This is a genomic window from Treponema sp. UBA7567 (assembly GCF_002476655.1).
Lineage (GTDB): Bacteria > Spirochaetota > Spirochaetia > Treponematales > Treponemataceae > Treponema_D.
The window spans coordinates 30534-42793 of the sequence record NZ_DLLH01000023.1 but is presented as its reverse complement, the minus strand read 5'-3'; the positions used below and the strand labels follow the sequence as shown (position 1 = coordinate 42793).

At 39.0% G+C, this 12260-nt stretch carries 10 protein-coding genes; 7 read left to right on the top strand and 3 right to left on the bottom strand.

What is annotated here, in order from left to right:
* On the top strand, positions 1 to 614 hold a 614-nt coding region (locus tag B3Y13_RS02540; protein ID WP_296692522.1), incomplete at its 5' end, for a hypothetical protein.
* Between the two features lie 30 nt (positions 615 to 644).
* Here the strand turns inward: B3Y13_RS02540 and B3Y13_RS02535 are convergent.
* The 3 genes from B3Y13_RS02535 to B3Y13_RS02525 all read right to left on the bottom strand — a co-directional run bounded on the left by B3Y13_RS02535 (position 645) and on the right by B3Y13_RS02525 (position 4620).
* Positions 645 to 1328: a GTP pyrophosphokinase gene (locus tag B3Y13_RS02535; protein WP_296666753.1), complete on the bottom strand. Its 684-nt coding sequence runs from the start codon at positions 1326 to 1328 to the stop codon at positions 645 to 647.
* A 108-nt stretch (positions 1329 to 1436) separates the two neighbouring features.
* Positions 1437 to 2867: an ankyrin repeat domain-containing protein gene (locus tag B3Y13_RS02530; RefSeq protein WP_296020302.1), complete on the bottom strand. Its 1431-nt coding sequence runs from the start codon at positions 2865 to 2867 to the stop codon at positions 1437 to 1439.
* A 55-nt stretch (positions 2868 to 2922) separates the two neighbouring features.
* Positions 2923 to 4620 carry a SulP family inorganic anion transporter gene (locus tag B3Y13_RS02525; RefSeq protein WP_296666756.1) on the bottom strand — a complete coding sequence of 566 codons (1698 nt, stop codon included), beginning with the start codon at positions 4618 to 4620 and terminating at the stop codon, positions 2923 to 2925.
* A gap of 226 nt (positions 4621 to 4846) precedes the next feature.
* Between B3Y13_RS02525 and B3Y13_RS02520 the strand changes: the two genes are divergently transcribed.
* The 6 genes from B3Y13_RS02520 to B3Y13_RS02495 all read left to right on the top strand — a co-directional run.
* The gene (locus B3Y13_RS02520; protein WP_296692517.1) at positions 4847 to 6691 is read left to right on the top strand and encodes an ABC transporter substrate-binding protein; all 1845 of its coding nucleotides are present in this window, start codon (positions 4847 to 4849) and stop codon (positions 6689 to 6691) included.
* A 96-nt stretch (positions 6692 to 6787) separates the two neighbouring features.
* On the top strand, positions 6788 to 7540 hold the full coding sequence (locus B3Y13_RS02515) for a lysophospholipid acyltransferase family protein (protein WP_296692514.1): 753 nt from the start codon (positions 6788 to 6790) through the stop codon (positions 7538 to 7540).
* A 24-nt stretch (positions 7541 to 7564) separates the two neighbouring features.
* On the top strand, positions 7565 to 8644 hold the full coding sequence (locus tag B3Y13_RS02510; protein WP_296020292.1) for an ABC transporter permease: 1080 nt from the start codon (positions 7565 to 7567) through the stop codon (positions 8642 to 8644).
* Positions 8644 to 10812 (top strand): dipeptide/oligopeptide/nickel ABC transporter permease/ATP-binding protein, encoded by a 2169-nt coding sequence (locus B3Y13_RS02505; RefSeq protein WP_296020333.1) that lies wholly within the window; start codon positions 8644 to 8646, stop codon positions 10810 to 10812. Before B3Y13_RS02510 ends, B3Y13_RS02505 begins: the two co-directional genes overlap by 1 nt.
* Positions 10809 to 11774, top strand: coding sequence for an oligopeptide/dipeptide ABC transporter ATP-binding protein (locus tag B3Y13_RS02500; RefSeq protein WP_296692509.1), 966 nt, complete (start codon positions 10809 to 10811; stop codon positions 11772 to 11774). The genes B3Y13_RS02505 and B3Y13_RS02500 overlap by 4 nt, the downstream gene beginning before the upstream one ends.
* 188 nt (positions 11775 to 11962) lie before the next feature.
* Positions 11963 to 12260, top strand: a 298-nt coding sequence (locus B3Y13_RS02495; protein ID WP_296692506.1) for a Trp family transcriptional regulator, incomplete at its 3' end; no start/stop codon positions are given.

Here is a 12260-nt window from a genome sequence, read left to right as displayed (position 1 = left end):
ACGAAGTTGAAAGTGTAGATGGCGCTGAGCCGGTAGATGAAATCGAAAGCGCAGCAGATGAAATTGAGCCGGTTGATGAAATCGAAAATGAGGACGACACTGAAATTCAATTTGCTGACGGGGAGAAATTGAATTTTGGCAGTCCAAAACCAAAAATTGTGGATTCTGATGAAGACTTTGAGGTTGCAGAAGATTTTAAAGTTGAAAAAATAGACTTTTCATTTTTGGACGAAGACGAGGATAACAACGAAAAAGAACAAAAAATGCAAATGCCAGAAGATGAAATTGTAGAACAGCAGGAAAAGACTGACTTTTTAGAAACATCAGAAGAGTCTAAAAATTTGCCAGAATTTGAAAAGGTAGATGAACGGGAAGAAGCTGAAGAACTAGAAACTTTAGAAACTCTTTCTAATCAGGAAGCGACACATCCGTTTGTGTTTGCTGGATTTGCACAGGCAAAAAACAATATTACCGACTTAACTTCGATAAGCTCAAAAGCGATTGTTGAAAGTGAAGACGGAACTTTCCACATAGAAGGCGAACCTGAAAAAACAGATTACATTCTCGACAGAAATTTAGAAGAACTTGTCGAATCAGTGATTGGAAAAAAATAATTGTCTTTTTACAGAGTCCCGATTGTAGCCTTAATCCATTTGTTGTAATTCTATGGCGATTTCTTCCATCTCGCGGTCTGTCATGGCAATTGTTTCTGCAACGCGGAATAGTTCTCTGCGCACGCTTTCCGGGACTTTTGTCGAGGTTTTGTAGTGCAGTTCATGTTCAAGACTTGCCCAAAAATCCATCGCAATTGTTCGGAGTTGGATTTCGACTTTTACTTTGTGGGTTGTATCCGAAAGATAAACTGGAACTTCAACAACAAGATGAAGGCTTCTGTAGCCGCTTTCTTTTGGAGCTTTTATGTAATCTTTTTCTTCAATTAAACTTATGTCCGGCTGTTTTAAAAGAATGTCGCGGACTTTGTATATGTCGGAAATATAAGGGCAGATTACTCTAATTCCTGCAATGTCGTTGAGATTTTTCGTCATTGATTCAAAGTTGAACGGCAGATGTTTTTTTTCGAGTTTGCCAGCTATGCTCTGTGGACTTTTGATTCGCGTTTTTACAGTTTCGATTGGATTTCTGCGGCCAGTAACTTTATTTTCTTTATTTAGAATGTCAAGTTTAGTTTCAAGCTGTTTGGTTGCGCTTTCGTAAATCATCATTATCTGCTGAAACTGAATTGCGATTTTGTAAACATCTTCCGGATTTGACAGAGTTTTTTCTATTATTTCGGGAAGCTTTATTTCTTCCTTAGTTATATTTTGCATTATTTTACCTTATTTAACTTTAACTCTAAAATAAAATATAATGATGAAAGTTACTAAAAGGCAAATTTTTTTGCCGAATAAATCTTCTCTCCAGACTTTTCATCTTTATTAAAGCCCCAGAAGTTCTTTTGCTGTTCCAAATGCCGTATTCTGTTCGAGTTTTGCTCCGCATTTTTGAAAAAGAGGGAGAAGACTGTCCGTAATTTTTTTATTTTGGTCGAAAACTTTTTCGTTTTTTGAACCGTAAACTAAAGTCAAAATTAAAAAAACAAGTGGAGTTACGTTCGAAGTTTCTGTTTTTTCTGTCATCTGCGGTTTTGCAATTTCTGGAAAATCTGTCAAAAACATTTCGAGCGTATTCCAGCTGTGAAAACTTATAAGCCTGTAAATGAATGTGTTTGGAATTGAAGTCTGAACTTTTGTTCCGTCTTTTTTTGTAAATGAAAAATCTGCACGTCCATTTGCCTTGTTTGTGGCAGCGCCTTTTTGAATTAACATTTTTGCAGTTTCTGCATCATCGGTTTCGGCGGCGAGGTAAAGCGCGGTGTTTGACATTTTTGCGCCAGAATTGATTTTGAATTCATCTGGATTTTTTGTTGAGGCGATTATAAAGTCAATTATTTTGTTCAACTCGTTCAGTTTTGATTCAATTTCTTCGTCGTGGCAATAATATGCGTAGAACATGATTTTTCCAAGTCCTGATTCTATGTAAGTTTGCTTCATGCTGTGGCTTACAGTCAAAAATGCTTCTTCAAGACGTTCCTTGCTTGCACGGCTTAGGTCAAAACTTGAAAGCAGCTGGTTTGTTCGGAAATCTGCCATTCCTTTTGCATAAGAACTGCTTCCGCCTTTTATTGTTGATTTTGTCTGGATTGCAAAATAGAGAGGAGAGATTCCTTTTATAAGATGGGTGTTCAAATCTTCGTTTTTTGCCGCTATTTTGAACTTTTTAAAGTCAGGATTTTGAATTGCTGACAAAAGTTTGTCTTTCGTATTTGGCTTGTAGTCGGCAATTGCTTTTTCTTCTGCCAGTTTTTCGTTTTTGAACATTTTTGGCGCAAACTGAGTCCAAAACTGCTCTTTTTCGTTGAAATTTTTGAAGAAAGTTTCGTCCAAAGGAGCGACCATTTTTTTTGAAACACCGTATTCCCAGACTTTCAGAGCCTGTTTTTTATTTTCCGTGTACATAAAAAAGGTAAATGCCTGCTGGACAAATCTGCCTGTGTATTCTTCTGCCTGAGAAACTGAATCGAATGCGTTTTTGTAAAATTCTGCGGCAGCGTTAAAGTCGAGTTCTGCTGTTGCGACAAAAGCCTTTAACCAGTTTACAAAAAAATCCGAACGTGCAGGCGCAATTTCTTTTGTCTGTTCATAAAATTTTTGCATGTCCTGATTTTTGTAAATGTATTCTTGCATGACTGAGCGCCAGATATAAACGAGAGTCTGTTCTTTTGCAAGTCTGTATTCAAATGAATTTTCGATTTTTTCCGAATTTGAATTTTTGTTCTGGTTTTCAGTATTTTTTTCAGCTTTTGTCATTTTTTCTACCTGTTTTTGAAACTTCAAAAAAAATGTATTTCTTTAGAGATAAATTTTACTTTTTTTCTGTAACTTCTTTTGCGCGGTTTAATGCGGCTTCAATATTGTCAAAAATATTTTCACGGCCGATTTTGTCTGCCATGCCGGTTTTTTCGCAGAGCATGTAAGGCTGTGTGTGAATTCCTGAGAGGATTATCTGAATTCCCTTTCTGTCGCAGGCAGCTTTTGCCTGTGTAAGAGCACGAATTCCTCCGGCGTCGAGATAGAGCGTATTTCTCATTCTAAAAATAATCGCTTTGACGTCTGCCCCGGCTCTTTCCATTGCAAATTCAAATTTTCGTACTGTTCCGAAAAACAAAGGTCCGTCAATTTCGTAAACCATTACGCTTTTTGGAAGCTCAATATGTTCCTCGCTTCCGTTTCCTTTTATTCCAACGACAACAGTGCGGCTTCCTGACTGCACTTCTGACAAATCAATCATCTTTTTGATAAAGAAGAATGCCGCAAACATAAGTCCAACACCGATTGCATAAGTAAGGTCGACAAAAACTGTAAGAAGGAAAGTTACTGCAAGGACTGTAATGTCTGATTTTTGACCTTTTATGAGCGAACGAATCGCCGGAATTCCTGCCATATTCCACGCTACTTGCATTAAAACTGCCGCAAGTGCCGCCATAGGAATATATTCAACATATTGTCCAAAGCAAACCATAATCAAAAGAAGAACGACCGCATGAACTATTCCTGCGACTGGAGTTCGTCCGCCGTTGTTGATGTTTGTTGCTGTCCGGGCAATTGCTCCTGTAGCTGGAAGACCGCCAAAAAGAGGACTTAAAATATTTGCTATTCCCTGGCCGATAAGTTCGTTGTTTGAGTCGTGCTTTGAGCCAATCATTCCGTCTGCAACAACTGCAGAAAGAAGAGACTCAATCGCTGCCAGCACTGCGATCGAAATTGCCGTAGGAAAAACGGTTTTTATTGTTAGTAAGTCGAGGGCTGGAAGTTTTGGAGATGGAAGTCCTGAAGGAATTTTATATCTGTCGCCGATTAAAACTGTCTGTAAACCGAATTTTTTGTTCAGAAAAATGTGAATTACAGTTGCTAGAATAATTACGATTAAACTTCCAGGAACTTTTTTTGTAACTTTCGGCCACAAGAATATTGCTGCAAGACTTAAGACAGCCATAATAAATGAATACCAATTTATTGTGCTGATCGAAGAAGCGTAAACAAGAATTTTTCCAGAAAAGGTTCCAGGCATTTTTGTGTATTCGTTTCCCAAAACTGTCATTGGAAATTCCGGAGAAAGTCCAAGAAAGTCGCCTATTTGACCTGTTGCGATTGTGACTGCAATTCCTGCTGTGAAACCGACAACAATCGTATATGGAATAAATTTTACAAGCCCGCCGAGTTTTAATGCTCCGAGAAGAATAAGAAGAATTCCTGCCAAAACTGTCGCAGTTGCGAGTCCTGAAAATCCAAGCTGCGGATTGTTTACAATTGCATAGATGATTACGGTGAATGCGCCTGTCGGACCTCCAATTTGAACTTTTGTTCCGCCAAACGCTGCAATACAAAAACCTGCAATGATTGCCGTATAAAGTCCAGTTTCCGGACTGCATCCTGAAGCAATTGCAAAAGCGATTGAAAGAGGGAGCGCTACGATTCCAACGATGATTCCTGCAATAAAATCCTGCGAGAATTTTTTGAGAGAATAGCCTTTTAGAGAGTAAATCAGCTCTGGTTTGTACATTTTTTTCTCCGTGAATAAAAGTCAATGGCTTGAGGGGCATCTCCAAAAATAAAAAGCTGGCGGTTCCCTTGGTTTGATTGAGATTTATTGAATGAATTTGTTTGTGAAAAATATAGAACATTATTGCGTTTTTTGCGTTTATTTTCAATTCATTGCAATTTTTTACAATTTTTTGCGGTTTTGAAAAATTGCAATTTTCAAATCTTCCCAGTACAATTTTCTCGTTATGAAAAGTTGCGCAGAATTTTTTTTATTTTCGATTTTCTGTTTTTCTTCGCTTTTTTCCGGCTGCAAAAAATATCCTGAAATGACGCTTGAAGAAATAGATGCCTTTCGCTCAAGTGCTTCCGACGGAATTCTCTCAAAAACAATTAATAAGCCTTTTAAAGATGAAGGATGGGAAATTGGAAAGAATGGCGGAGTTTGGAATGGAACAATTTCCGCCGACCCAAAAAGTTTTAATCTTTTGATCGCAGAACGCGATGCCGCAACTTCCGGAATTTTAAGTTATCTTACGGACAGCCTTGTCGATTACAATTATGTAAAACGTGAATGGCAGGCCAGGCTTGCGGATTTTGAAATTTCTACTGACGAAAAGAATGGAACTCTCGATGTAATTTACACTTTGCGTGATGACATTTACTGGAGTTTCTACGGCGATTCGCAGCAAAAAGTAAAAATTACCAGCGATGATGTTGTTTTTTGGTACGATGAAATTTACGGTGATGAAGAATGCGCTTCGTCGGCGTACAATTCGCGTTTTATGGCTATGCCAGACGGAAGCGAAAAAGAAATTACAATTGAAAAAATTGATTCACGAAAATTTGTTTTTCATTTTCCGAGAATTGTGGCGGAGCCAATTTTGGCAACAAATATGAGTTTTGGTCCCGCATTTATTTACAAAAAGGCAAAGGACAGCGGCGGAGTTTCTGCTCTAAGGCAGATTTTTAGCGTGGCGGAAGATCCGAAAAAAATTCCTTCATGCGGAAAGTATTTTTTAACACAATACACTCCTGGACAGAGAATTGTCTATGAAAAAAATCCTGATTATTGGGAAAAAGATGCCGAAGGCAAGCCGATTGTTTATCCAGACAAAAAAATCTGTCAGATTGTGGCGGACAACAATACTTCTTATCTTTTGTTTAAGCAGGGAAAAATTGAAGAATACGCGCCAACTCCTGAGCAGCTTGAAAATCTTGTAAATGGAGCGGACAATTTTGGCGAAAACGGATATTCTGTTTTTTCGAGCGCAGGAAATCTTGACGCTGCATTTTGGACTTTTAACCAGAACCCCCAGAATTCTGACAAAAAATACTATGAATGGTTTACAAAAAAAGAATTCCGGCAGGCAATGAGCTGTCTTTTAAATCGTGAACGGATTATAAGTCAAACTTACCGAGGGCTTGCCGAGCCCAAATATTCATTCTTTCCAGCGGCAAATAAATTTTATAACGAAGAAATTTTTCTTCAATATAGATTTAGTCACGCTCATGCGCAAAAACTTTTGGAAACTTCCGGCTTTAAAAAGAAAGACGACGGTTTTTTGTATGACCAGAACGGAAATAAAGTTGAATTTGATTTGACGATTGTTTCTTCAAGCAACACTTTGTCGGATATTGCGCAAATAATTGTAGATGAGTGCAAAAAGGAAGGTATTGAGGTGAATGTGCGTCAGACGGATTTTCAGCGTCTTGTCGAGCAACTTACGTCAACTTACGACTGGCAGAGCCTGATTATTGGTTTGAGCGGCGGAACAATCTTTCCGACTCAAGGCTCGAATGTCTGGCTTAGCGGCGGAAACCTTCATATGTGGTATCCGCTTCAAAAAACTCCTGCAACTGACTGGGAAAAACGAATTGACTGGCTTTATAACGAAGCGTCTTGTATTGTTGATGAAAAAAAAGCAAAGCCGTATTGGGACGAATACCAGAAAATTATTCTTGAGCAGTGTCCTGTAATTTATCTTGTGCGCGGACGTTCGTTTTATGCGCTGAATAACCGCTGGGATTTGAGAAATGTTTATTTTGACAATGTTGGCGGTGCAGAAACCACTCATATTTTTTTGAGATGATTGGCAGAACTGATTGTCAAAATAATGACGAAACGGATTTTTACAGATATACTGATTTTGTTTTTATTTTTTTTTGCATTTTAAGGGGATTCACCTATGTTTAAAATTTTGATTACGATTATAAAAATTTTTGCCTGGATGTTTAAGAGGGAAAAACTTCGGCATCAGTGTTTAAAACTCGAAAAGCAGGGAAAAATCGCAGAAATGGATGCGATTCTGGCGGATATTGTGCCGCAGTGGGCGCGTTTTGTTTGCGAAGTTACAGGAACCAAGGTTGTCGTAAATGGACTTGAAAAACTTCCTAAAGATTCTGCTGTGGTTTTTGTTGCGAATCATCAGGGATATATGGATATTCCTTCGATTTATGGCTATGTTCCAAAATTTATTTCGTTTGTTTCAAAAAAAGAAATTGGTTCAATTCCGCTGATAAAAGACTGGATGCGCTTTTTGCACTGTACTTTGATGGACAGAAAAAGTCCACGCGCTTCGGTCAAGGCTATTCGCGATGCTGCGGAAAATGTAAAAAAAGGATATTCGCAGGTGATTTTTCCGGAAGGAACTCGTTCAAAAGGCGGTCTGCATCATGAATTTAAGGCAGGAAGTTTTAAACTTGCCTTTTTGTCGCAGTCGCCGATTGTGCCTTTGACAATTGAAGGCTCATATAAGGTTTTTGAAGAAAAAAAAACGATAAGCCGCGGAAATACGATTTATATAACAGTGCATGATCCGATTCCGACTGCGGATCTCTCGCGCGAACAGCAGGCTGAGCTTCCAGAAAAAATCGAAAAGATTATTTGCGAGCAGCTTAAGCCTGCAGAAAAACTTTATATCGAATCTCATTCTAAATAGAGTGAGTTTTTGCGGGAGATTTTTGTGAAAAAATTAAAAGTTTTTTTTGAAGCTGCATATTCCTTAAAAGCAAAATTTCCGCTTGGTTCTTTTATTTTAACACGTCTGGTTACAATGCTCGTAATTCTTTTTTTGCTTGGCTGGGCGCTCTTTGCGTTAATGGCGCTTGCTCCAGGAGATATTGTCGATCAGATGATGCAACAGCAGATTATGAGCCAGAGTTCCGGAACTGGCGGAGCAAGCACTGCAAATAACAAAGTTTTTAATGAAGAGCAGATGGCGATTTTGCGCTCGGAAATGGGGCTGGATCAGCCGTTTACAATTCAATATTTTAAGTGGCTAAAACGCGTTATTGTAAATCATGACCTTGGAGTAAGCCTCATAAGCCGTGCTCCGGTGAGTTTTTTGATAAAAAGCAGAATTGTAAATTCGATTACGTTGAATTTGGTTTCGCTTGTCTTTATTACGATTTTTTCGTTTTTGCTAGGAGTTTATTTTTCGAGCAAGGCAGGAACTAAAACAGACGTTGCGGCGACTTTTTTTGCGTTGTTTTTTCACGCTTTTCCTGGAATCCTTCTTTTGATTTTGTTTCAGCTTTTTGCATCGGCAACTTCGCTCTTTCCTGTAACTGCCTATCCAGACTTTCCTTTTTCTGACGCTCCTGGAAAATTTGTTTTCAGCTATGTTCATCATATTTTTTTGCCGCTTCTGGCTTCGTTTCTAGGCGGAGTTGGCGGAACTATGCGTACAATCCGCTCGACAATGCTCGATCAAATGGGGCTTCCTTACATTATGGCAATCCGTGCCCGTGGAATTTCTGAGAGACGTGTTTATCTTTCACATGCTTTTAGAAATACTCTCAATCCTTACATAACCGGAAGCGCAAATCTTCTTGCCGGACTTTTTTCCGGTTCTCTCGTTCTCGAAATTATTTTTTCTTATCCTGGAATCGGCCGTCTTATGTATGAGGCTGTCATGCAGCAGGACGTAAATTTGGTCTTGGCAAACAGCATGTTTATTTCGGCTCTTGTTTTGGTCGGAATGGTAATAAGCGATATTTTGCTTGCTGTCGTTGATCCTAGAATCCGTTATGGAAAAGAATGATGAAAAAATTTTTTGATTACATAAAAATCCGCCCTCTTGCCCTTGTTTCTGTGATTTTTATTTTGATTTTGTATCTTTTTATGATTTTTGCGGAATTTATTGCTCCTTATTCACCTTCAAAAAGTTTTGAAGAAGGAACTTTTCATCCTGCAAATGTTGAATTTTCAAAAAAAGGTCTTGTCGCACGCGAATTCCGCGTTTTAAATCCATCTTCGTGGCAGTACGCAAAGGTAAAGGGAATAAATTACAAAATTCACTTTTTTGTAAAAGGCGAAAAATATCGTCTTTTGGGAATTTTTCCGACAGAACGCCACCTTTTTGGAACTCAGGCTGATGAATTGACCGGCGAAACTTATCCTGTTTTTTTGCTTGGAGCAGACAATCTTGGACGCGACATGTTCAGCCGGATTGTTTATGGAAGCCGGATTTCGCTAACAATCGGGTTTGTTGCGAGCGCAATAAGCCTTTTTCTGGCGATTGTATTTGGCGGTTTTGCAGGATTTTTTGGAGGAATTGTCGACTGGACGGTGATGCGCTTTTCGGAATTTTTTATGCTTATTCCGAGCCTTTATTTGATTTTGTTTTTGCGCTCGCTTTTAAACGAAAGCATGGATTCTGGCCAGAGTTATATGATAATCACTTTGATTTTGAGTCTTGTCGGCTGGCCAGGCAGCGCGCGTACTCTTCGCGGAATGGTTCATTCGATAAAACGTGAAGAATTTGTTCAGAACGCTCAGCTTGAAAAAATCCCTTCGCTAATAATTATTTTTAAGTACATAATTCCTCAAATTTCTAGCCTTTTGATTGTAAGCACAACTCTTTCAATTCCAGGTTTTATTATGAGCGAAACAACTCTTTCTTATCTTGGTCTTGGAATTGCAGATCCTGCTGTAAGCTGGGGCTCGATGATAAACCGCGAAGTTTCAACCTTGTCGAATCTTAAAAATTTTCCGTGGCTTTTGATTCCTGTTTTTTTACTCTTGGGCGTAACTCTCGCATTCAATTTTTTTGGAGATGCGCTACGAGATTATTTTGATCCGTACAGCGTTGTTTTCAAAAGAAGAAAAATTCGTTCAGAAAAATCGAAAGAAAACGGACAAAAAAATGAATTTTTTAAGGGCGATGAAAAAAATCTGCTCAGCGTGAGGAATCTTCGGGTTGAATTTTTAATTCAGCGTGGAAAGCAAAAAGTGAATGTTCAGTCTGTGCGCGGAGTTTCGTTTGACGTAAAAAAAGGCGAAATTTTGGGAATTGTAGGCGAATCTGGTTCTGGAAAATCGGTTTCTACAACTGCAATTACGGGGCTTTTGCCTTTAAATGCCAGGGTTTTTGGACATATTTATTTTAATTGCAGAAATGATGAAGAGCTTTGCCGCAAAATTTTTGAAAAAACTCCCAAAAAAACAGACGGTTTTTCGGACGGATTTATCGATCTTTCAACTTTGAAAAATTCCCAGATGCGGTTTATCCGCGGACAAAAAATCGGAATGATTTTTCAGGAAAGCTCGCGGGCCTTTGATCCTCTGCAAAATATCGGCTCGGTCTTTTTTGAAACTCTAAAAAATCTTGAACCAAAAATTACGAAAGAAGAATCTGATGAAAAAGCCTGCTCGCTTCTTGAAGAAACTGGAATTACAGATGCAAAAAATCGCTTGAAAAATTTTCCGCATCAATTTTCCGGCGGACAGCTTCAACGTATTGGAATTGCCCTTGCTCTTGCTCAAAACTGCGAACTTTTGATTGCGGACGAACCAACGACAGCTCTTGATGTTACGATTCAGGCTCAAATTGAAGAACTTTTGCGCACATTGAATAAAACGCGCGGACTTTCAATTATTTTTATAAGCCACAATATTGAACTTGTTGCCCGGCTAAGCCACAGAATGATTGTAATGTACGGCGGAAAAATCATGGAAATGGGAAAAAGCCGGACAATTTTTAATTCGCCAAAGCATCCTTATACAAAAGCGCTGCTTGCTTCGACTCCGCATTTTGGAATGCATTATTCTGAGAAAAAACTTTCTTCAATTCCGGGACGTGTGTCTGATCCTGCAAAACCTGAGCCCGGCTGTCCGTTTGCTCCTCGATGTCCGTTTGCAAAAGAGCAGTGTAAAATTCCAGAAAACGAGTGTTATGTTGTTTCGGAGGATGGAGAAAAGCCAGAATGAATGAAAAAATTTCAGAAAAAAAAGACAATATTCTCGAAGTAAAAAATCTGACAAAAAAATTTTCGCTTGAATCTGGCTTTTTTGCCAGAAAAGACAGGTTTGTTTATGCGCTTAACAATGTGAGTTTTGAAATTGAGCGCGGAAAAACTTACGGTCTTGTCGGCGAGTCCGGCTGCGGAAAATCTACGGTTGCAAGACTTTTGGTCGGAATGTACAAGGCGGACAGCGGAAAAATAATCTTTAAAAGTTCAGAAAATAAAAAAAGCGAAAATGAGCAGGGTTCTTCACTGATAAAATATATTTTTCAGGATCCCGCGCGTTCTTTAAATCCGAGAATGACAGTTTTTTCGATTTTGACAGACGGCTTAAAGTACGAAAAAAAAGGAATAAAAAAAGAAGAACTGAAAAAACTGGCGGAAGAAATTTTAGAGGAGGTCGGTCTTGATAAATCTGACCTTGAGCGCAGACCTTCGGAATTTTCTGGTGGACAGAGGCAGAGAATTTCTATTGCGCGCGGACTTTTGATGCAGCCGCAGCTTTTAATTTGCGACGAAGTTGTTTCTGCTCTTGATGTTTCGATTCAGGGACAGATTTTAAATCTTTTGCAGGAAATCCGCTCAAAAAGAAATTTAAGCTGTCTTTTTATTGCCCATGACTTGCGCGTAAGCTGTTATTTTTGCGACAAAATCGGCGTAATGTACCGCGGAGTTTTGGTTGAAGAAGGAAATGCCGAAGATTTTTACAAAACGGCTTTGCATCCGTATTCAAAACTTTTATTTGCCGGAGCGGAAGGCGGAAAAAGTTCGTTTAAGAATGAATGTGAGGTAAAAAGTTCTTTGGAAGCTTTGAAATGCTGTCCTTTTGCTCACCGCTGCCCGAAAAAAACAGAAAAATGCCAGAAATCTTTGCCGGAATGGACGGTTTTGGAAGACGGACACAAGGTCCGGTGTTTTTGTCTGTAAAAAAATTCTGCTTTAAGGAAAATCTTAGCCCGGATCGGAACGGCGTAAGTTTTTGCGGTGATTGAGCTTTGCGAAATTGCCGCAAAAATGCAGCGGAAGCGGAACCGTGCAGAGCCGGCTTGACCGAAAATGCGCTCCAAAATTTTGATAATTTGACCTTTTGCCGTTTTTGTAAGATAATTGTTTCTATGGAACAGAACGAAATTTCAGAAAACGAACGCAATGCTCTGCTTGATGACGGTTTGCGCGAAATGTGTAATTTAATTGCAAAAAACAATGATCCACAGACGATTTATGATTTTTTCGGCTGCCTTTTTACTCCTGCAGAAATGAGGGATTTTGCGACCCGCTGGCTTTTGGTTAAGGAAATCGACAAAGGCACTACACAACGCGAAATTGCCAGAAAATTTGGAATGTCGCTGTGCAAAATTACGCGCGGTTCCCGGGAATTAAAAAAACAGAATTCGGCTTTTAGGCGGTTTCTGG